We start from the raw sequence: 22,268 nt of genomic DNA, 5'->3' as shown, positions 1-22,268 counted from the left end.
ACATAGCGGTGAAAGGTGAACATCTCGGCATTCCAGAAAATCAACGGACAAAATCTGTCCGTTGATTCTTTTACATCAACTCGAACTTCTATTGTGCAAGATCAAGTGGTCAAATTGACCACTTGATTACAAGGATTGGACCAAAGCAGATGCACTTCCGAAAAGATCCACTGCCACTAAAGCCGAGTTGCCACCGTGAAAATTTGATCAACTCAGTGTGGTAGTGGACAAAATGCCCACTACCACTTTAGCCTTATAAAGGATTTGCGTATATGGCGTGTTTTAGGATTTTCGCTATGTACGTGCGTGTACAGACTTCGTACATACGTACATAGCAAAAAGGCGAAGTGCTCCCATATACATGATTTTGGCTGTTCCCAAAATGGGAACAGCCACTTCAATTTCGTGAATCAGAACTCGAGCGTCAAATCAAGAGATTCTGGTAGTGACCAATTTGGTCACAGCCACTTCAAGGGAGTAACAAACGGTTACACTCTCTGGAGCCTTATGCCGGATGCGTCTGTACTGGCCTCGTACATACGTACATAGCAAAAAGGCCAAGTTCTCCCATATACAGTTTTATCCCCAGGAAGAGGTAGGCATCTCCGGCCGGACCAGGGCTTCAATTCCCAGGTAGCCCCATACACGGCGGCCTGCCGAGTTGAGGATGTTGTTGGTGTGCTCCAGGTTATACTTCTTTAGGTTGGCGATCACGGCGTCACTGAAGCTCCGAGCTTTCAGGGCCACCAGGTTGTTCTCCTCACACCACATCTTATAAATGGTGTAGAGGTCTTTGGAGCTGACACAGGCATCCGCCTTGAGCCGGATATAATCCTCGGCCTCCATGAAGTCAAAGAAGTTATTGTTGTCCCGCTTGACCAGCTCCCGGTTCTGCCGAGCTCGGTCGCTCTCGGTGAACTTGAAGCTGTTCCGAACCAGGCGCTGCAACCCTTCAAAGGCCCAGAGGAAAATCCCTTCGGCCTCGGCGGCCATCTTCTCGGCGATGTCAGGGTCATCTATCCGGTCGGCGGGCTTGTCCTTGGTGGTGAGGACCAGCTGCCGCCGGTAGAAGCCGTCACTTCGGTCATACAGGGCTTGCAGATCGCCATTGCTGAAGGCCAGCAGCCGGGCATACATCCAGCCCTGGTAGCTCTGTTTGCCCTTCCGTTCCAGGTCCATCTGGCCCTGGGCCGTGACAATGGACTTGACGTAGTTGGTCTGCCGCAGAGCCTCCATCCGCATATCGTCATCCACGCAGAGCAGGATGTGCTCGAGATCGGCCCGGGCAAAGCGGTTTTCTGATATTTTGCCGATGCTGCCGTCTTTCATATTGGTGCCGAACAGACTGGACAACACCACGCCGATCTGGCTTTTGCCCTCACCGCCGCGGCCCTTGAGGACCATCATCCTCTGGCCCTTATTGCTGGGGATAAGGCAGTACCCGATAAATTCTTGAACCGTGGGAATATCTTCGGGGTAGAGCAGGGCGGACAGGAACCGCAGCCAGTGGACAGGCTGGGCCACTGCGGGGTTATACCGAACGGGAAGCCGGTTGCGGACCACTTCCGGCTTGCCCTCCTGAAAACTTCCATCCAAGTGCAGGGTTCCATTGGCCAGGTGGATGCAGTTGGTGACTGGACGGAAGTTATCCACCTGGGCAGAAAGCTTGAGCAAGTCCAGGATATTGCCCACCTTGCGGGCTACGTTGCTGCTGGCATAGTCCCGCAGCTCCTCATAAATCATGCTGCGCAGAGGCATTTCGTCGGTGACACGGCCATCTTCGGTAAAGAAAGAGCCGTTGCAGAAAATGATTTTGTGTGTGGACATGAAGGTCTCACAGAAAACCGCTTCGTTGATTCGATGCCCTTCTTCCAGCCAAACTGGATCGTTGGAGCTGGGCCGGTAGGTTTTGCTTTTCATGCGACCTCCTTTGCTTTGAGGGTGTCCAAGCGGGCTTCCATTCTGGGCAGAAGTTGACCATCCAGCAGGCGCTTGGCAGCGGCCGCCTTCTGGGAGGGCGGCCCAAAAGCCAGACAATCCATAAGGTCATCTACGACATCCAACATGTGCAAAGCTTCCACGAAGCGCTCGTTCAGCGGTTCCTCCGGGGAGAGGGGAGCAAACTCTGTCTGCCACTGGGTCAGCAGGTCGCGGTAGTCATGGAGGACCCGTAGACAGTAGGCAATATCCTCTTGCTGGGTATCGAAAATGGCGGTGAGCGGCTTGGGCAGTGTAACCGCGCCGGATGGGGGCTTGTCCGGGCTGAGGTCAAAATCCTGAACCAGTTTCCGGGCAGCCTGTAGGCTGCTAAGGTCGAATATGTGGGCGGTGAGGTCGATCACGTCGCCGGTGGCTCCGCAGCCGAAACAGTAATAATAGGCGTCGTTCAGCTTCATGCTGGGGGTGTGGTCCTCATGGAAGGGGCACCGGGTCATCCCGGTGGTCGTGATGGGCAGGCCGTACAGGGCCGCGGCCTGCTTGACAGTGATAGATTCTTTTACTGTCTTAAAAAGAATCATTTACACCTCGCAATCTTAACAGGGTGAGGGCACACGGTGCCTTGCCGTGTGCCCGGTCGGATAAAGTTTGCCGGTCCTCCCTCATCGCTTCTGGCAGGCAACCACTCATCTCTGAGGGCGCTGTGCCATCCCTTTCGGGCGCTCGCTCCGGGTGGAGGTCGTGGCGGTTTGGGCGGTGAGGACGGTCATTCAATTTTACATTGGAGACAGTATAACAGAAAATCCAGAGCTTTCCCGTATGTCCAAGAGGTTGGAAATTTGCCTCAAAACCCCTCGATTTCCACGCTCTTGGACAAAACAGCATTAATATGGTATACTAAAATGATAAATCGCCAACCCACCCATCGGATGGAGGTAAGAAATGCATACAAAGCTGACGTTAGGCGAACGCCTCAAGGACCTGCGCATTGAACGGGGCTGCACTCTGGAGGAACTGGCAGCTCAAACGGGCCTGTCAAAAGCGGCCCTTGGCAAGTATGAGACAAATGAATCAGGGGACATAAGCCTGTTTGCCATCACTAAGCTGGCGGGTTTCTATGATGTGATGACAGATTACCTTTTGGGTCTGGTGGAAAACAAAAATCGCTCAGACGCAGTCCTTGCGGACTTGCATCTGAGCGATGAAGCAATAGAAATGCTAAAAAGTGGAAGGATAAACAACCGGCTTTTCTGTGAGCTTATTACCCACCCGGAGTTCCCGCGCCTGATGGCGGATATGGAGATTTATGTGGACGGTATGGTGTCTATGCAGATTCGGAACCTGAACGCCTTGCTGGAATCGGTACGTACCTCAATCGTGGAGAAGTACGACCCGAAAGAGGACAACACTCTGCGGGCATTGAAGGCAGCGCAGATCGACGAAGATGAATACTTTGCCCGTGTTGTGAGTAATGATGTGGAGCGAATTTTGACTGACCTCAAACAGCAGCATTCCAAAGATACGTCCAGTGCGTCGGTGGAGTCTCCTTTAGCCGAATTCAAGGAATCTTTAGAGGAAATCTCACAGGTCAAGGGCAGCAAGGTTGAAAAGCTGATGATGCTGTTTTGCAAGCAGAACCAAATCAATTACAGCAAACTGACCGACAACGAGAAACATTGGCTGGTAGAGATTTGCAAGAAATCCAATCTGCTCAAAGGTGGGGCCAGCCAGAGAGGAAAACGCTCAAAGAAATAGGACGGCCACTGCGGCGGGGCTTGTATACCTTTGCTCCGCAGAGGGCGAAAGGCTGGCAGACGGGTGCAATTTGCACCATCTGCCAGCCTTTCATTTTGGTGGGTTTCATCGCCTGAACAGGAAATGCAGAGTATGCTTCTGCTGCCCTCTCCTTCGCAAAGGTATAACACACTAGACTTTGCAAGCAAAGTCGTGTGCCACGAAACCCCGGCGCGGTTTCTTTGGATTCTTCCGGCTGCAACGGGCGGCAAGCGGTTCTTTGCGCATTGCCGGGCAGCTACTCCATAAATGAGTAGCCGTCGCAAGGATGGAGAGGACCGTGGGGCAAAAGAAAACACAAAGCGGTCCAATTTATGACCCGGCATCTTTGCTAAAATGGCATCTGTCACCTTGAGCCGCCCTGTCCATTATGCTATACTGAATAAAACAGTTTGTCGAAGCGCGATGGTTTGTTCCTGTCATGTAGGGAAAAGGGGGACGTTTATGGAGCCGATCATTCTGAAGCAGAACATGACAGAAGAGGATATTAAGCTGCAATACATTACCCCTGCGTTGACTTCCAAATGGGAACGCCAAAAGATCACCATGGAGACCCAAATTACCGATGGCAAGATCAGCCTGAAGGGTAACCTTGCGGTGCGGCAGCCTGGCAAACGGGTGGATTACCTGCTCTACCTCAGCGCAAACAATCCCATCGCAGTGGTGGAAGCAAAAGATAACAATCACCAGGTATCGGCGGGGCTGCAGCAGGCGATGGACTATGCCAAAATGCTGGATTTGCCCTTTGCTTTCAGTTCCAATGGGGACGGCTTTGCCGAGCACGATTTCCTCACCGGGGCCGAGCGGCAATTTGGAATGGATGAATTCCCCACGGAGGCCGAACTGTCCGACCGCTATAAGCGGGAATCCGGCCTGACGCCCGCTCAGGAGGCGGCCATGGCACAGCCCTATTTTTCCAGCCAGGCTACCTACCCGCCACGTTACTACCAGAGGATCGCCATCAACCGGACTGTTGACGCCATCGCCCGGGGACAAAAACGGCTGCTGCTGGTGATGGCCACCGGAACCGGCAAAACCTACACCGCGTTCCAGATCGTCTACCGGCTTTTGAAGAGCGAAACGGTACACAAGGTCCTTTACCTAGCTGACCGCAATATGCTGGTGGATCAATCCATCGAGCAGGACTTTGCCCCGCTGCAAAAGACCATCCACAAGGTCAATGTGAAAAAGGACCAGAAAAACACCGTCACATCCTATGAGGTGTATTTTTCCCTGTACCAGCAGCTGGTGGGCGATGACGACCAGGAACACTTCAGCGAGCTGTTCGCACCGGATTTCTTCGACCTGATCATCGTAGACGAGTGTCACCGAGGATCGGCCAAGGAGGAAAGCCGCTGGCGGCGGGTGCTGGAATATTTTTCGGATGCTGTGCAGATCGGCATGACCGCCACCCCCAAGGAAACCAAGTACATCTCCAACCTCAGCTATTTTGGCGAGCCGGTCTATACCTACAGCCTGAAAGAAGGCATCGAGGACGGCTTTCTTGCGCCGTTCAAGGTCATCAATGTCATGACCAACATTGGGGAGGGCTGGCGGCCCCGAAGGGGGCAGTTGGACATTTATGGCAATGAGATTCCCGACCGCATCTATACCAACAGCGACTACGACTACAACATCATTATAGAGGACCGCATCCGCGAAGTGGCCCAGGAGATCACCCGATACCTCAAGAGCACCGACCGGATGGCCCGCACCATTGTGTTCTGTGCCACCGAGGATGCAGCCCTGCGCATGCGGGATATGCTGGCACAGCTGAATCAGGACATGATGAAACAGAACCCGGACTATGTGGTGCGGATCACCGGCAGTGATGATGTGGGAAAGAGTAAGTTGGACTATTTCCGCTCTACAACGGAAAAATATCCGGTGATTGCTACAACCTCCAAGCTGCTGTCCACTGGGGCCGATATCAAAATGACCAAGCTGATCGTGCTGGATGAGATGATCGGCTCAATGACTGAGTTCAAGCAGATCCTTGGACGGGGCACCCGTCTGCGGGAAAAAGAGGGTAAGACCCATTTCACCGTGATGGATTTCCGCAACGTCACCCGGCTGTTTGCTGACCCCGACTGGGACGGCCCTCTGGAGATCGACGAGGAATTCGGAACAGCCAAAGGACAAGGGAAGGACCTGCCCCCGCAGGAAAAAGCGCCGGGCAAGGATGATCACGACGGCAGCGCAAAGCTGCCTACCCCCATCGTGGACGAAAACGGCTGTAAGGTCCGTATCATTCAGAAAACCGTTTCCATCTACGACACCGACGGCAAACTGCTGCGTCAGGAAAGCATCATAGACTATACCAAAGAAAACATCCTTGGCCGGTATGCCTCTCTGGACAACTTCATCCACCAATGGAGCACGCAAGACAAGAAGGAAGCCATCCGCGATCTGTTGCGCCAGCGGGGCATTGACTTGGAACAGGTGAAAGCAGAGCAGGGGATGACCGATGTGGATGACTTCGACTTCATCTGTCATGTGGCGTTCGACAAGAAACCCCTGACCCGCAGGGAGCGGGCCAACAACGTTAAAAAGCGTGACTTCCTGAGCAAGTACAGCGGCGCGGCCTATCAGGTCCTGGAGGCGCTGCTGGATAAATACTGCAACATCGGTATCTATGAGATCGAGAAAACGGAGGTCCTCAAGCTGGACCCCTTCCTCAAGATGGGCAAGCCCGCCAAGATCGCAAGCTATTTTGGCGGGAAGGAAGGGTATCTCAAAGCGGTACGAGAATTGGAACAGGCGATTTATCAGGAAGGGATAGTGTAATAAAAATGAAGGGTTCTGAGACAAAACTGGTTGCATATATGCAGGGATCGGATAAACGGTTTGTCATCCCTGTATACCAAAGGAACTATGACTGGAAGACAGAAAACTGCAAGCAGTTGTATAATGATTTGGTAAAAGTAGTCCGCAAAGGTAGGAAAAGTCACTTCTTTGGCAGCATTGTATCGGTTCACAATGATGGTGAATTCAACGAACTGCTTGTGATTGATGGACAGCAGCGGCTTACTACAATCTCGTTATTGCTGCTTGCAATGTACAATTTGATGAAGCAAGGGATTCTCACCCCTTCCAAAGGAAATCTTGCTGAAAAGATCTATAAAACTTATTTGATCGACGAGTGGCAGGAAGATGAGACCCGGATTAAACTAAAGCCGGTAAAAAATGATCGGGAAGCTTTTAGACGGCTGTTCGACGAAGAATCAGGATATATCCCAGATTCCAACCTTACCATCAATTACAATTATTTTTACTCCCGGCTTCGGAAAGAAGAAGTAACCCTGGATGAACTCTATGACGCCATTACAAAACTTGAAATCATCAACATTATCCTGAATCAGGAAGATAACCCACAGCTAATCTTTGAGAGCTTGAACTCCACTGGCGTAGCTTTGAGTGAAGGTGATAAAATCCGGAACTTTATCCTAATGGGCCAGCCGCCAAAGCAGCAAAATGACTTTTACGAAAAATACTGGAATAAAATTGAAATTTACACCAGCTACAACGTCAGCGGTTTCATTCGGGACTATCTGAGTATCAAGCAGCAGATAATTCCTGCAATGAACAACGTTTATTTCACGTTTAAGGCTTTTGTGGAAGATCGTGCGCTGGAGATTGAGCAGCTCCTTCAGGAGCTGTTGGATTATGCACGGTGGTATGAGACTTTACTTAAAGGCAAGACGAAGGATACGGCACTGAACGCCTGTATTTACCGGTTAAATCGCTTGGAGACTACTGTCACCCGCCCCTTCTTTCTCGAAGTGCTTCGCTTACAAGCAGAAGGAAAGCTGGACCTTGCGCAGGTGAGGGAGATTTTCCTTCTAACGGAAAATTATCTGTTTCGTCGAAGTATCTGTGACCTGCCCACCAACGCCCTGAACAAAATCTTTTTGATGCTTCATCGGGAAATCATCCGCTACGATGGTACGGAAGCGAATTATCTGGAAAAGTTTAAATATGCTCTTAAATCCAAGACGGACCGCGGCCGTTTCCCGGATGATGCTGAGTTTGTGGAGGCTTTTACCATTCGTCCAGTTTACCAGATGAATAGCAAAAACAAGATCTATATCCTAGAACGGTTCGAGAATTTTGGCACAGTAGAAGTCCAGAATGTCTACAAGCAATTTGACAAGGGGGTCTACTCCATTGAACATATCATGCCACAGCATCTCACTCCGGCATGGGTCAAGGAGTTGGGAGAAGATTATGAAAAGATCCATGAGCGGTGGCTGCACCGGATTGCAAACCTAACCCTGACTGGATACAATTCCAAATACAGCAACAGCCCATTCGCAGAAAAGCGAGATATGGAAAATGGGTTTATCAATAGTCATCTTTACCTGAACAGCTGGATCGGACAGCAACAGCATTGGGGGCTGGCCGAACTAGAAGCACGAAATCAGCTGTTAATGCAGCGGGCGGTGACCATCTGGCCCATGCCCGAGACAAATTATAGACCGGCGGAAAAGCAAATGGACTCCTATTCTCTGGGAGATGATGTGGATCTGAGCGGTCGGGACATTTTGCGCTTCAGATATAAAAATACGGAGCAGCCGGTCACCAGCTGGATCGATATGATGGAACAGGTTTTGAAAATCCTCCATACAGAGGACCGGTCGGTGCTGTCGAGGCTGGCTTATAAATCGGACCCTGATAACGAACTGGATGCCTATGTAAGCAGCCATCCGGATGATCTGCGCAATGCTCTTAAAATCGACGAGAATATTTTTGTAGAGCGGAATACCAGTACAGTCACCAAGATTTCTCTTCTAAGAAAATTCTTTAAAGCCTATGGTGCAGATGAAGAAGCGCTAATCTTTATTCTAAAGGATTCAAATACAGACAAGAGCGCCGAGGAAGCAGGGACCCGCGCAGAGTTGCGGCGAAAATATTGGGCATTTGCTTTGCCCTATATTCAGAAGGCCAATGACGATGGTACAGGACATGGGTGCTTCTCGGGTTGTACGACATCCAAAGAAAACTGGATCAACGGTTTCTTTGGAATTGGAGGATTCTCGTTTGCCTGCGTGGCAAATTACAATGTGGCGAAGATAGAACTGTGTTTGGAACACTTCAAAAAAGAAAGGAATAAACAATCTTTTGATTTTCTGTTTCAGCATAAAGAGGAGATTGAAACGAGGCTTGGAACACCGGTGTCCTGGCTCAGAATGGATGATAAAAAGAGTTCCTATATTGTCCTCACGCTCGACGGAGTAAGTATCGAAAACGAAGAGGATTGGACAAGAATGGCCAAGTTTCATGCAGAGTGGAGTAAGAAATTCTACGATGCTTTTGTTCCATACTTAAAGCAAAACGTTTAAGGCGGTATCATTTTTATGAGCAACTTATCTGGATTTATCAAGCGGCTGCGGGATATTATGCGCAACGATGCCGGCATCAACGGCGACGCCCAGCGGATCGAGCAGATCGCCTGGCTGCTGTTTTTGAAGGTATACGCCACCAAAGAGGCGGACTGGGAATGGGAGGACGAGAACTACCAGTCCATCATTCCCGAGCCCTGCCGCTGGGAAAACTGGGCCGGCCAGAAAAACGGAAAAGAGATGACCGGGGACAAGCTGCTGGATTTTGTCAACAATACCCTGTTCCCGACGTTGAAAAACCTGCCGGTGGATGCCGATACCCCCATCCGCAAGGCCATTGTCCAGACCACCTTTGCCGACGCCAACAACTACATGAAGGACGGCGTCCTGCTGCGGCAGGTCATCAATACCATTGACGAGCTGCACCTGGACGACTACGAAGAAAGCCACGCTTTCGGCGAGATTTACGAGACCATCCTGAAGGAGCTGCAAAGCGCCGGGACGGCTGGCGAATTCTATACGCCCCGTGCCGTCACCGACTTTATGGCCCGGATGATCCGCCCCAAAATCGGGGAGCGGATGGCGGACTTTGCCTGCGGCACCGGCGGCTTTCTGACCAGCTGGCTGAAGGAGCTGCACAAGCAGGTCAGGACCACCGAGGACGAGGCGGCTTTCAGTAATTCCGTCTATGGCATCGAGAAAAAGCAGTTCCCCTATATGCTCTGCATCACCAACCTGCTGCTGCACAACATGGACAACCCCCAGGTCTACCATGACAACACCCTGCTGCACGACGTGCTGGACTACACCCCGGAGGACTGCTTCGACGTGGTTCTGATGAACCCGCCCTACGGCGGCAGTGAAAAGGCCGACGTGAAAAACCACTTTCCCGCCGACCTGGCCAGCAGCGAGACCGCCGACCTGTTTATGTCGGTGATCATGTACCGGCTCAAACCCGGCGGCCGCGCGGCGGTCATCCTGCCTGACGGCTTTTTGTTCGGCACCGACAACGCCAAGCTGAACATCAAAAAGAAGCTGCTGCATGAATTCAATCTGCACACCATCATCCGTCTGCCGGGCAGCGTCTTTTCCCCCTATACCTCCATCACCACCAATATTTTGTTCTTTGACCGCACCGGCCCCACCCGCTCCACCTGGTTCTACCGGCTGGATATGCCGGAAGGGTACAAGCACTTCAGCAAGACCAAACCTATGAAGCTCGAACACTTCGCCCCGGCGGAAGCGTGGTGGAACGACCGTCAGGAGCTGACGGTGGACGGCTTCGACAAGGCCCGGCAGTTCACCGTCCGGCAGCTGGAGGAAGAGCTGGGCTACAACCTGGACCAGTGCGGCTATCCCCACGAGGAAGAAGAGATCCTAGCCCCGCTGGACCTGATCCACCGCTATGAGGAGCAGCGGGCCTCGCTGAACGCCGAGATCGACCGCGTCCTGGCCGAAATTACCGCTGCCCTGGGAGGTGCCGCCGAATGACCCCGCAGGAACTCAAAAACAGCATTTTACAGCTTGCCATCCAGGGCAAACTGGTGGAGCAGCGCCCCGAAGAAGGCACCGCCCAGGAACTGTATGCCCAGATCCAGGCCGAAAAGCAGCGGCTGATAAAAGAGGGTAAACTCAAAAAAGAAAAGCCCCTGCCGGAGATTACCGAGGAGGAGAAGCCCTTTGAGATACCTGAGGGGTGGATGTGGTGCAGGCTCAACGATATTGTTATAAAGACAATTAAGCGCGGAAAATCGCCAACATATGCAGTAAAAAGCAATATTCTTGTTTTCGCACAGAAATGCAATACCAAAGCCGGATATATTGACTTATCTCTGGCTCAGTTTCTGGATGAAGCAAAACTCAGCAAATATCCAAAGGAAGAATTCATGATGGACAATGATATAGTCTTAAACTCTACCGGTAACGGTACACTTGGTAGAGTTGGAATATATCATAGCAACGATAATCCAAACGGCCATCCAATTGTACCCGATTCACATGTCACCATAATAAGAACCAATACCCATATTTCTGTTAAATTTGCCTTTTACTCTTTGAAATACTATCAGCCATATATGGAAAAACTGGGTTCTGGCTCTACAAACCAGACAGAATTAAGTGCAGGAGTTGTAAAAGCACTTCTTTTCCCCCTCCCACCCCTTGCTGAACAGAAGCGCATTGTCGCCAAAATTGAAGAACTCCTGCCCCTGGTGGACCGCTATGAACAGGCATGGACCAAACTGGAGGACTTCAACCGCCGCTTCCCCGAGGATATGAAAAAATCCATCCTCCAGCAGGCCATCCAGGGCAAACTGGTGGAACAGCGCCCCGAAGAAGGCACCGCCCAGGAGCTGTATGAACAGATACAGATCGAGAAACAGCGGCTTATTAAGGAAGGCAAACTCAAAAAAGAAAAACCCCTGCCGGAGATCACAGAGGAGGAGAAGCCCTTTGAGATACCCGAGGGGTGGATGTGGGTGAGGTTGGGGGAAATATGTAAAAGTATTTCAGATGGAGATCATCAACCGCCGCCGCAAGTGCCTGAAGGTGTCCCTTTTTTAGTGATTTCAAATGTTTCTGCCGGTAGAATTGACTTTTCAAGTACCCGTTATGTTCCGCAAGATTATTTTAATACTTTGTCGAACGACCGGATTGCACAAAAGGGAGACATTCTTTTTACAGTTACAGGGTCATATGGTATCCCGATAAAAGTTGAAAGTGATGAAAAGTTTTGCTTTCAACGCCACATTGCACTTTTGAAATTGATGCTTGATTGGGATTATATTTTCTATATTCTGAAAAGTCCTACTATAAAATCCCAGTGTGATGCGGTAGCGACTGGAACAGCACAAAAGACAGTTGGTTTGAAATCATTGAGGAATCTCATAGTTCCTCTCCCGCCTCTTGCTGAACAAAAGCGAATTGTGGAGAAGCTGGAGGAGCTACTGGCGGTGTGCGAGAGGTTGAAGCAAAAATAGGTGGGGGAGACAATGTCATTTGAAGAAATAACGTCAATAGAAATACACAGCGCAAATGATATTATTGATTTTGTGAAAAGCAATTCATTGAAAAAATATCATGCCAATACAAATGATATGACATGGTATCGAGGACAGGGTAACTATAATTGGAAATTAGAACCTGCTGTATATAGAGATGGTAAATTTCAAAATGAATCGGTCTATATTAAAGAATTAGAAAGGAGGAGACCAGCGGATTTTGCATTTGATAACAATTTTGACAAGCTGGTAAAAATGCAACATTACGGGTTGCCTACACGATTGTTGGATATAACAACGAATCCACTTGTTGCATTATACTTTGCGTGCCAAAATGAAAGGGATGCAGATGGCGCGTTTTATTATTTTTCAACTCCAACATTTTGGGAAGATAACTGGGCCGTAAAAATTGTTGTAGATTTTGTTTTCGAGCCAGAAACGTGTATTGAAAGCTTGGTAAAGAGAGGAAAAAAGCGAATGCCATTTTTATGCGATTTAAGTGATAAGGATGCTGAGAGTTCAATATGGCATTCGCTTTTTGTTCCTGCACACGCAATATTGCCTAGAATGACAAATCAAAGAATTATCCAACAGAGCGGCGGATTTTTGCTGTTTGGTATGTCTTTGGAGAAGGTGGAAGTGAGTGATAACATAGGAAATTATGGAAAAAGATTTATGAGCTTGCTTCCCTTGAATGAAAACCAGCAAAAAATGATATGTCCGGTAATAAAAAAACTGAAAATTCCTAAAGAGTATAAAACAAATATTATAAAAGAACTGGATCTCTTAAATATAAATGAAGGTTTCCTTTTCCCTGAATTAGAATATCAAGTTAAAAGTGTGATAACCTCGATTGAAAGTACATAATTTAATAAAAGGATTATCACCCAAAACAATGCCGTCAAGTCATTTGTGTGTGAATTGCTTCGGAGTTTCTAAAAACACCTTGCACGGTTTTTGCACGGAATCTGCACGGTTTCAGAGCTGTACACTGGTTGCAACAGGTGCAAAATCTGCCTTTTGATGCAAAACAAAAAGTTGAATATCGTGCGTTGATACGTCATTAAATTGCGATAAATCGAGAAATCCAAGGTGGATGATTGACGCACGGGTTGCGCTTTTAATCAGAGGGCCCGGGATTCGAGTTCCCGCGAGCGCACCAAAAACTCACGAGAAATCGTAAGATTTCTCGTGGGTTTTTCTGTTTTACGGTGCCTGCACGGCTCTATGTGGATAGGGACGCTTTGTGAGAAGGTATATTCACTGGAGCCCTCCGATAAAGAGAGCCAAAGCTACAACCGGCAGCGATAAGGTACAATAAGTTTCGCAAAAAGAAAAAGGAATAAAAATAGACATGGCTTGCAGGTCTCTGGTAGAATGAAGTTGCGACACACATTCTGAAAGGAGACAGCAAACCATGTCCGAGAAAATTGTACAGCTAAATGAGGAAGTAATCAAGGGGCAGATCAAAGAATTGGTCCGAGGCAGCGTAGAGGAAACACTCAACGAACTGCTGGAGGCCGAAGCTGAAAAGCTTACCCAGGCAGCCCGGTACGAGCGAAATGAGCAGCGCCAAGGCTACCGCAGTGGTCACTACAGCCGCAATCTTACCACTTCATCTGGAGATGTCACACTCAGAGTTCCTAAACTCAAAGGAATCTCTTTTGAGACAGCTATCATTGAGAGATATCGCCGTCGTGAGAGCAGCGTGGAAGAAGCCCTCATCGAGATGTATCTGGCAGGCGTTTCTGTTCGGCGAGTCGAAGACATCACCGAAGCTCTTTGGGGAAGCAAAGTATCTCCGGCCACGATTAGTGAGCTGAATAAGAAAGCGTACGTCCACATTGAGGAATGGCGCAATCGCCCTTTGCAGGGCGGACATTATCCGTATGTCTATGTGGATGGGATCTACCTGCGCCGAAATTGGGGCGGAGAGTTTGAAAACGTAGCGATTCTGGTAGCGATTGCGGTCAACGAGGATGGATACCGCGAGGTTTTAGGTGCTGCTGAGGGAATGAAAGAAGACAAGGCTAGCTGGATCAGTTTCTTCCAGTGGCTTCGAAGCCGTGGTCTGGATGGGGTCAGGCTGGTTGTCGGAGATAAATGCATGGGCATGCTGGAGGCTGTGGGAGAAGTGTTCCCGGAAGCTAAGTACCAGCGGTGTACGGTTCACTTTTACCGCAATGTGTTTTCTGTAACGCCCCGGTCCAAGGTAAAGCTGGTGGCTAAAATGCTTAAAGCAATCCATGCTCAGGAGAGCAAGAAAGCTGCCAGAGAAAAAGCCAAATCTGTTGTGGCAGAACTGCGGTCCATGAAGCTCAAAGAAGCTGCCAGGAAGGTGGAGGATGGCATTGAAGAGACGCTTACCTACTGCGATTTCCCAGCAGAGCATTGGACTCGCATCCGCACCAACAACGTCATTGAGAGACTGAATAGGGAGATTCGCCGCCGTACCCGAGTGGTGGGCAGTTTCCCAGATGGCTACTCTGCCCTCATGCTGGTATGCGCCAGACTGCGCCATGTGGTTGGAACCCAATGGGGCAACAAAAAGTATATGAATATGAAGCACTTGGAGGCTGCCCTGGAGGACGCCTCTATTGCCAGCTGACCTCATTTATTTCCAGAGATTGCAAACCAATTTGCGAAAAACTATTGACACTACCCCGGCAGCACCGCCCAGGAAATGTACCGGCCTGCTATTTCCCATTCGGATGGCTCCGCACGGTCTGCATCGCGGATACGAAAGGCCAGATTGAAACGGAACAGTTCGTCTGCAAATAAAACGGAAACCATGGTGGCCGCACAGATCAATATCCCACCGGCCCATAAAGGCCAGGCTCCTTTATGGGTCAGTTCGGGGCCGGTCATCAAATCCAGGATGGTGTAAGCAGAAGGCTCCATAGGGTCGATTCCATTCCCGCTGCCGTCCATAGTGATCATATTCTCCGCACCGCCATTGACGGTTACCGAAATGCCGGCATCTGCTAAACTGCCATCTGTATGATAAAGCAATAAACGGCCGCTGAGATCTGTTATGCCGCCATAAAAAAGAAGCTTTTCACCGCAGTAAAGTTCTACGCCGGTCATCTGTGTGCGCATCTCGCTATTCTGTGGGATGGCAGCCGGATTCTCCCGAACAGTGTAGGGCCCGTAGGTCCGATCGCCGTATTGAAATGTCACCGTTTTATCTGCCTCAACAGCAAAACATGCCGGCTCTCCATGGATCTTCCCGATGTAGAACGTACGGCCGTCTGCCTGTTGCGGGATGAGAAGCGCGTTTTGGTAAAGAAAGCCCTTTCGGGAGGCAGCCATGAGGTAGACAGCAGTAAAAAGCAGCATCATAGCGGCAGTCAAAGCCAGAACGGCCTTCTGGAATCGATGCAATGATTGGATCCTTTTCATAACCATGTCCCTTTTTCGTCGGTTGGAGTTGTTCTATTGCATTACGGCTATCTTACGGCGAGCTTTGTTTGAAAACGGACAAATCGTAAAGAATCGCGTGCCTGCTTGCTGTCGCGGGATCTGGTGGCAGCATGGCACAGGTTGTAGGTAGAGCGCAGACTGATGGTCAGCATCTGTGCCGCCTCCTCCACCGTGTAGACACAAGCCTTCGGCTCAGGCTGTGTCGGGTCAGAGTTCGGAGACTTGACAGCATTGTTTTGGGTGAGCGATTCCATTGTATCAGTTCCGGGGGGCAGGTTGCAAGGTTCCATGGGCGAAATTTACAGGTGCGATGTAGCTTTTTAGTGTTCCTTTTTTCATGGCTCACTGGGCCTTTTTGCTCGGGATGCGCGGCATACTTATAGGCCGGTCCGCCGGGCACGCCGTATTTGATGCTGTTGCCGATCAGGTTGATCAGCAGCAGGCTCTGGTCGGCGTAGACGGTGCATCCCGCCGGCGTTTGGTCAGTGAGGCGGATCCCGGAGGCCGCGGCCGCTCCGGCCAGCTCCTGTACCTCGTCCTGGGTGGCGATGCCGGCGGCTTTGCCCCCGCACCCTGAACCCCGACCGCGCTGCGCGATCCGGCACAAAAGCCTGGACCGTGCACCGACCGTGCAGAAACCGTGCAAGCGCTTGCGGACAAACAAAAAAGCCGCAAAACCTTTCGGTCTTGCGGCATTTTTGGTGCGATGGAAGGGACTCGAACCCCCGGCCTACTGATTCGTAGGAACCCAGAAGCAATTTTTATCCATTCCGAATTTTACGACGATTCGCAATTTCTCACGTTTTGCCGTTATTTTAGAACTTCTTTTCCGTTGTATTCTCTGCACTGTCTGCACCTGTGTGCATCTATTTTCCAGTTCTCCGATGTGCAAAAAATGTGCAAAAATGTGCAGCGCCTTTTGATGCTGGAAAAAATTGGAATTCAGCTGTTTCTGCGAGCATCGAATTCTATGCACCTTTCACCGCGTACAGTTTCATTTTTTTCATGATTCAAAACTTCATCATCCACATCGGTTCCCCGGCAGGATTTGGGACTAATATAATAACTGTTCTTTTCTTTGATGCACCTTTCCATGAATGACAGCTATTTGATAATTTCCAGACAAAATATTGCCTATATTTTCCATCACCATTTTTTCAAATTTCCAGTTTATTAAATCCAATTTTCAAATGATACCACATTACACTTGTCGTCCATTTAAAGTCATCAAAACATTTTGCCCGATCCAGATAATCTTCTTGCATCATTCCTATAATGGAAGTATAATAATGTAAAATATGGTCGATTTTGCAATAATAGATCCATTGTTTTGGGCTACAGACTCATCTTAAATCCCTATTGCATTATCTTCAGAAGACATTATGCATATTTCATAACTGGAAGGAGAAAGAACGTGTCAAGGAACACTCTTGTAAGTTTAATTGATGCATTTAATACACAATCCAACCAAGTTAAAACCTATCTGGTAAATCTTCTCGAGATTGTAAAAGAAGGACGTGTCCCCTCCACTGAAACTATCGGCCAACTGAATCACTCTGTGGAACAACTTCAAAATCAGTATCAGGAAATCTATCAGGTTGCCAAGGTCGCACTTTCCGACGACAAACTGCTTCCCAACGGGACTTCTGTCCCTGAACTGGCCAACGCTGTAGCTGAGAGTCAATCCAGATTGATGAAAGCGCAGCTGGAACGCACCCAGACTGTTCTTGCGAAATTCATCCGCGTCCAGTCTCTGATTGAAGCGTTTGCAAAAGCGCTGGTTCCCTACCAGACGGCGGCATCTGCCCTTTTGGACCAGCTGACCCTGGACAATCTGGAAGAACTTTTGCCCCAGGCAAAGGCACCGGAATCCTTCCTGAAGGCCATGTCCTGCAACGACCTGTATACCCCTGATGGAATCGCCTTGATGAAACAGGTGCAGCAAGCCTTCCCCGAACTGGAAATTCAAATGGGTTTGAACGGCGGGAAGTATTATATTCCATCACAGGAGGTGCCGAAAACCATCTCCTCTACCTCTCAGTCGCAAACGATTGCCGCGGATACAGAAGTTCTAGCACAGAATCCTGCTAAACCGGCAGCGAATAGCATCTTGCCGGACCAGGTTCCTACCGCCCTGAGCCTTTCCTCCGGCGCAGAGCCACAAGACAACGCTGATTCCGGCAATGAACAGGAACTGTCTGGCTCTGCCGAAGCGGATGGAATATGCTACCCTGTTTTAAATCACGCCAAAACCGGCAACCCCAGTGCCGCTTCCTTCAAAAAAGAAATTGAAAAGATGGCCAGAAGCGCCAGAGCGATCCGGATCATCCTCCCTCTGTTTACCAATCTGGGAGTTCTCTCCAAAGAACAGATCCCCCAGTTCACGGTGTGTCTCGACTACCCTGACAGCAATCAAAAGCAAGCCATTTTTGCCGCCGTGGATGGGTTGGCCAGCAAAGGCTATCTGGCTTGTTTTGCGAACGCAGAGGGCCAGGAGCTCTACTGCCTGTCAGATTATGCCTGCAAATGCCTGCACAAGGAGCGCATTCGGCAGGCCAGAGAGCTCTTCTTCATTTCTATTGGCAACATCAACCTGTCTGCGGCTGCAGGCGTCAATCGGGAACAAGCCGATTGCTTCTATAAAAACAACCAGCTCCTCCTACACTACCTCGTAATCCAGAAGGATCATTTGACCAATGCCGCATATAATGTTCTCCTCCAGTCCATCAAATGGAAGGGCACCTCGTATCAAGTGCTTGTTTTTGAAGGCAGCATCCAGCAAATCGCCATCCTCTGCACCAGCCTTTCGGATGCTGTTGCATCCAGCGCTGACGTTCTACTTGTTCCCCAGGCTCTGGCAGATCAGATGGATTCCCTCTCCAAAACCTGCCGTCAGATTTTTGTCATCGGCACAGACACCGTCTGCGCCCTCCATCCTTCCTGCAGTGCGCCTCCGCAGCCCCAGCCCCTAGATTCTGTTGACAACAGCGCCGCTTTTTTATCCGAGGCCGAAACCGGACAGTCCGCTGCTGCCGCTTCCGGGGAAGCGCTCACGACTCCCACCTCTTACGTGCCCGCTTCTACCGATACCCCTATTCTATCGCAGGAAGAACCTGCGCCCCAGGTGGATGTTGAACCCAGTCTGCCCAGCACCCCGCCGGAGCCTTGCCTGGAACAGCTCACTCCAGAGGGGCTTCTGGCTCTCCAGCGGACCCCCACCGACCAGGAATTCTGCACTGTGATCTTCCAGCTCCTGGATGGTCCTGTCGACCGCACCACTCTTTCTACAGATATGGTCAATGCAGCTCTGCTTGCCAAAGGTGCTGCACAGGTTGATAACTGCCCTGTCAGCAGTCGGCTTTCCCGCCAGCTATCTCTGGCCACACGGCTGCTTTTAGGGGAAGACACCTATAGCTCCGAGTGCCTTTCCACCGCATTCTCCAACGAGCAGGAGGATATTCCTGCTTTCATACTGGCAGCCTACATGAATGCACTGTTGACGCCGGCAATGGCTTATGACTATGGCTTGAAAGGCCAGGCTGAGCAATATTTCAGCAGGTTCAATAAAGGCGATCTTTTTGAGGGGCTGGAAGCTTTCAAGCCCCTTTTCAATCAATTACTTCACGTCAGGGCCGGCGGTTTTACCCCTGCCGTCATTTCTCTGCTTGGCGATGCAGCAGAAAGCGAGCGGTTCTTAAACGGCCTGCGCCGGGACGCCGCCTCCAACCTCACCATCAACCCGCCTAAAACCAGGATGAAAGCTTTGCCTATTCTGTACAATACAGAATTTGGTCCTGGCAGCGAGCTCTACCAGTGTATGGAATCCATTGCCAGCAATGATTCCCCCGAAGACACGCTGGAGCTGATCGATCTTGCGCTGAGCTTTTACGGCGTAGACGTGAACGACCATCGGTACAGCCTTCATAATGAGGCTATCGAAAACCGTTTGAATGAAGCTTGGGACAAGATCAATTCTTCCAATTCCAAAACCAGGTTTAAACTGGAATACGATGCACGGGATCTGGCTCTCCGGCAGTATCAGCAGCGGCTGGATATTATGATCAAGTGGGCCGAACATATCCGCAGCCGAATGAAGGGCCAGAAAGAAATCGAGCAGCTCCGGACGCAGCGCAATCAAATCCTCCATCTGATTGACCAGCTCTGGGCTGACTCCTCCTGGAAAAATGCCAGGGCAGCCAGCGTTCTGGCTTGGTCTATCCAGTACATGAGAGAATATCTGTCCGGAACCCTCACCCAGCTAAAGCTGTATTCTGATTTGCTTTATACCGGTGTCTTTTCCCTGAGTCCTGCCGGAACACCTGAACTCAATCTTTCCCTCAGCTGCATCAAGTACTACGAGCTCTGGCGCAATGCACTCCGCCATATTGTCTGCCCCAGGCAGCCGGCAGATAAACTCATGTCAGAAATCCTTGGCGAAACTTCCGGCCAGCAGCCCGACCTTAAGGACAATCTGCGCCAGCTGGTCATGCTGGGGCAGCTTCTGGACAGCAAGGACGAACGGTACACTGTCTGCGAGGAACAGATCAGGGAGGCGGCAGCAGCTGCCGATTTGTACACCGTACATTTCAACGACGAGCTGGAGCTGGCGTACACCTATTACCGGATCAACGAGACCGAGAAGGAAACCCTGTCCGGCATGATGAAGCAATACCAGGACTACTTCTATGAAATCGGAGATTTTGCCTGCTGGAGAAACTTCCTGGGCGCCCTGAAGCAGCAGCTTTCCTGTTTTGAAGAAGGCCGCAAAAAAGAGCTCAGCGACCGCCTGCGGGTCAAACTGGAAGCCGATCCGGACGCTCCTCTGCTTCAAAAGGCCAGACAGCTGCTGGAAGAGGAGAACAATTTTGCCGTCACTGAGGAGTACCTGAACCGGTATGAAAGCGGCCAGCGGGATCTGGACTACACAGCCACACCTGACTTCAACTACTTTGCAGAATTCCTCAGCCCTGATGTCTTTAACCCTCTGTTTCAAGAATGCAAGCGCTGGAAAGGCAAGGCCCTGAAAACATTTGGCTGGCGGTATCTGGAGACCCAACTTCCCAAGGAATGGACCAACAGGCTCCGCGAAAACACCAAAGACCTCATTTCTCGCTGGCCTACTGGCAAAAATACCGCCACCCCCGAGCAGGTAAAGGCGCTGCTGTGCCGGCTCGGGATCACGGCTATGAATGCCACTGCAGAAACAGGGAAAAAAGAGGAGATCTGGGAGGTCACCGTCCAACCCACCGCCAAAGGGCTGGCAGATTATCTGCACCCCATCGCCGCTTTTGGCACCGAAATGAAGTCACCGCTTCATGTCATTTTCCTGTATGGAAATTATACAGAGCGTCAGCTGGTGGACACCGTTACTTCTCTGAATCTGGGGAGCCTCTCCCTGGTCTTTATTGACCTACCCATTGATACCGCCCAGCGCCGGTATATTGGAGAAATCTTCCACACCCAGAAAACAGGGCGGAATTCCTTCTTGCTGGTGGATCAAGTTCTTTTTCTTTATCTGGCGAGATATCAGGAAACTGAGCGTCTGCCCGCCCTGCTGCAGTGTACACTGCCTTATACCACCTACCAGCCCTTCCTGCGAGATGGAGGCTCTACCGCAGATGAAATGTTTTGCGGCCGAACCCGGGAACTGAACACTATCATTGACCCCAACGGTGCATGCGTTGTCTACGGAGGCCGCCAGCTGGGCAAAACTGCTCTGCTGGAGCGGGCAGAAAGCTGCTGCTCCAAGCCGCAGGATCATGCTTTTGCCATCTATTCCACCATCCGCTGGAAAAGCGCTGAAGCCGACGTAGTCGATACTTTAATTTACGACATCAACCGGAAGACGAAAGACTTTATTGCGCTGACCCCATGCCAGACTATCCGGGAGATGTGCATTCAGCTCAGCGCTCTGTTCCAGTCCGGCAAGATCAAATCCATGCACCTTCTGATTGACGAAGTGGATGATTTTCTTGGCGCGATTGCCCAGGATTCGTATCAGCAGCTCCAGCCTCTGGTGGACCTGAAGCGGGAAACGAAAAACAACTTCAAATTTGTCATCGCCGGTCTTCACAATGTTTGCCGCGCCAAAAATGCCACCCGTGCCAACGGCATCTTCGGCCAGCTGGGAACCCCCTTGTGCATCACGCCCCTGTCCCCCATCGATGCCATGCAGCTGCTCTCCAGACCCCTGCGGTACTTGGGCTTTCAGATCGACCAGTATCCTCACTTGGAAACCATTCTGACCAACACAAATTACTACCCCGGTATCCTTCAGTTTTTTGGCTACATCCTCGTAGAGACGCTGACCGGCCAATATTCCAAATACTACCATGCGACAAACGGAAATCCCCCCTTTACCCTCCAGGATGAGCAGCTGGGAGCTGTCATGAATTCCGCAGACCTGAACAAGAGCATCAAGGATAAATTCCGCTGGTCTCTGGAGCTGGACCCCAGGTACTTCATGATTGCACGGTGCATCACAGTTCTCTATCATTTGCACGAGGATGACTGCACGGCGGGCAATTGGCAGGGCTTTTCTGTTGAGGAAGTGATGGAGGTGGCCGATATCTATGAAATCCACTGCCTGGCCCATATGAGCCCGCAGGAATATACAGTCCTAATGGATGAAATGGTTGAAATGGGCATTCTCAGCAAACCCACCGAAACCACGGACAAATACCGGCTCCGCCGCAGTTCCTTCATCGATATTATCGGAGAATCTCTGGACGTTTTGGAAGCCGACATTGTCAGCAATAACACGGAGGTATAA

At 50.4% G+C, this 22,268-nt stretch carries 12 protein-coding genes; 8 read left to right on the top strand and 4 right to left on the bottom strand.

Annotation, left to right across the window (positions count from 1 at the left end; translation table 11 throughout):
* Positions 1–579: 579 nt before the first annotated feature.
* A complete protein-coding gene (locus B5E66_RS09000) occupies positions 580–1,920 on the bottom strand; it encodes a DNA primase family protein (protein ID WP_087231763.1) in 1,341 nt (446 codons plus the stop codon).
* Entirely contained in the window at positions 1,917–2,519 is a 603-nt protein-coding gene (locus B5E66_RS08995) for a CHC2 zinc finger domain-containing protein (protein WP_242956948.1), read from the bottom strand. Before B5E66_RS08995 ends, B5E66_RS09000 begins: the two co-directional genes overlap by 4 nt.
* Before the next feature lie 361 nt (positions 2,520–2,880).
* Between B5E66_RS08995 and B5E66_RS08990 the strand changes: the two genes are divergently transcribed.
* The 7 genes from B5E66_RS08990 to B5E66_RS08960 all read left to right on the top strand — a co-directional run bounded on the left by B5E66_RS08990 (position 2,881) and on the right by B5E66_RS08960 (position 14,681).
* On the top strand, positions 2,881–3,693 hold the full coding sequence (locus B5E66_RS08990; protein ID WP_087231760.1) for a helix-turn-helix domain-containing protein: 813 nt from the start codon (positions 2,881–2,883) through the stop codon (positions 3,691–3,693).
* Between the two features lie 483 nt (positions 3,694–4,176).
* Positions 4,177–6,519: an EcoAI/FtnUII family type I restriction enzme subunit R gene (hsdR, locus tag B5E66_RS08985; protein ID WP_087231755.1), complete on the top strand. Its 2,343-nt coding sequence runs from the start codon at positions 4,177–4,179 to the stop codon at positions 6,517–6,519.
* Positions 6,520–6,524: 5 nt separating this feature from the next.
* Entirely contained in the window at positions 6,525–9,074 is a 2,550-nt protein-coding gene (locus B5E66_RS08980; RefSeq protein ID WP_087231752.1) for a DUF4268 domain-containing protein, read from the top strand.
* 15 nt (positions 9,075–9,089) lie between these two features.
* Positions 9,090–10,565, top strand: coding sequence for a class I SAM-dependent DNA methyltransferase (locus tag B5E66_RS08975; RefSeq protein WP_087231749.1), 1,476 nt, complete (start codon positions 9,090–9,092; stop codon positions 10,563–10,565).
* Positions 10,562–12,052: a restriction endonuclease subunit S gene (locus tag B5E66_RS08970; protein ID WP_087231746.1), complete on the top strand. Its 1,491-nt coding sequence runs from the start codon at positions 10,562–10,564 to the stop codon at positions 12,050–12,052. Before B5E66_RS08975 ends, B5E66_RS08970 begins: the two co-directional genes overlap by 4 nt.
* A 12-nt stretch (positions 12,053–12,064) precedes the next feature.
* Positions 12,065–12,940 carry an FRG domain-containing protein gene (locus B5E66_RS08965; RefSeq protein ID WP_143406966.1) on the top strand — a complete coding sequence of 292 codons (876 nt, stop codon included), beginning with the start codon at positions 12,065–12,067 and terminating at the stop codon, positions 12,938–12,940.
* Between the two features lie 550 nt (positions 12,941–13,490).
* Entirely contained in the window at positions 13,491–14,681 is a 1,191-nt protein-coding gene (locus B5E66_RS08960) for an IS256 family transposase (protein ID WP_087231740.1), read from the top strand.
* Between the two features lie 50 nt (positions 14,682–14,731).
* Here the strand turns inward: B5E66_RS08960 and B5E66_RS08955 are convergent, their stop codons facing one another.
* Both B5E66_RS08955 and B5E66_RS13520 read right to left on the bottom strand, forming a co-directional pair.
* Entirely contained in the window at positions 14,732–15,475 is a 744-nt protein-coding gene (locus B5E66_RS08955) for a hypothetical protein (RefSeq protein WP_087231736.1), read from the bottom strand.
* A 47-nt stretch (positions 15,476–15,522) separates the two neighbouring features.
* Complete coding sequence (locus B5E66_RS13520; RefSeq protein WP_255396638.1) at positions 15,523–15,648, bottom strand: hypothetical protein; 126 nt, start codon at positions 15,646–15,648, stop codon at positions 15,523–15,525.
* A gap of 1,262 nt (positions 15,649–16,910) precedes the next feature.
* Here B5E66_RS13520 and B5E66_RS08945 point away from each other — a divergent pair.
* Positions 16,911–22,268, top strand: a complete 5,358-nt coding sequence (locus B5E66_RS08945) for a hypothetical protein (protein ID WP_087231729.1) — start codon at positions 16,911–16,913, stop codon at positions 22,266–22,268.

Origin of the sequence: Faecalibacterium sp. An121 (assembly GCF_002160915.1) — a bacterium.
Classification (GTDB): domain Bacteria; phylum Bacillota; class Clostridia; order Oscillospirales; family Ruminococcaceae; genus Faecalibacterium; species Faecalibacterium avium.
Note: the sequence above shows the minus strand (reverse complement) of the source record. Positions and strands in the feature narration are given on the sequence as shown.

Coding starts and splice junctions, on each gene's coding strand:
- B5E66_RS08960 (WP_087231740.1), top strand. CDS start 13,491: ATGTCCGAGAAAATTGTACAGCTAAATGAGGAAGTAATCAAGGGGCAG.
- B5E66_RS08975 (WP_087231749.1), top strand. CDS start 9,090: ATGAGCAACTTATCTGGATTTATCAAGCGGCTGCGGGATATTATGCGC.
- B5E66_RS08970 (WP_087231746.1), top strand. CDS start 10,562: ATGACCCCGCAGGAACTCAAAAACAGCATTTTACAGCTTGCCATCCAG.
- B5E66_RS08990 (WP_087231760.1), top strand. CDS start 2,881: ATGCATACAAAGCTGACGTTAGGCGAACGCCTCAAGGACCTGCGCATT.
- hsdR (WP_087231755.1), top strand. CDS start 4,177: ATGGAGCCGATCATTCTGAAGCAGAACATGACAGAAGAGGATATTAAG.
- B5E66_RS08995 (WP_242956948.1), bottom strand. CDS start 2,519: ATGATTCTTTTTAAGACAGTAAAAGAATCTATCACTGTCAAGCAGGCC.
- B5E66_RS09000 (WP_087231763.1), bottom strand. CDS start 1,920: ATGAAAAGCAAAACCTACCGGCCCAGCTCCAACGATCCAGTTTGGCTG.
- B5E66_RS08955 (WP_087231736.1), bottom strand. CDS start 15,475: ATGAAAAGGATCCAATCATTGCATCGATTCCAGAAGGCCGTTCTGGCT.
- B5E66_RS08965 (WP_143406966.1), top strand. CDS start 12,065: ATGTCATTTGAAGAAATAACGTCAATAGAAATACACAGCGCAAATGAT.
- B5E66_RS08980 (WP_087231752.1), top strand. CDS start 6,525: ATGAAGGGTTCTGAGACAAAACTGGTTGCATATATGCAGGGATCGGAT.
- B5E66_RS13520 (WP_255396638.1), bottom strand. CDS start 15,648: ATGCTGACCATCAGTCTGCGCTCTACCTACAACCTGTGCCATGCTGCC.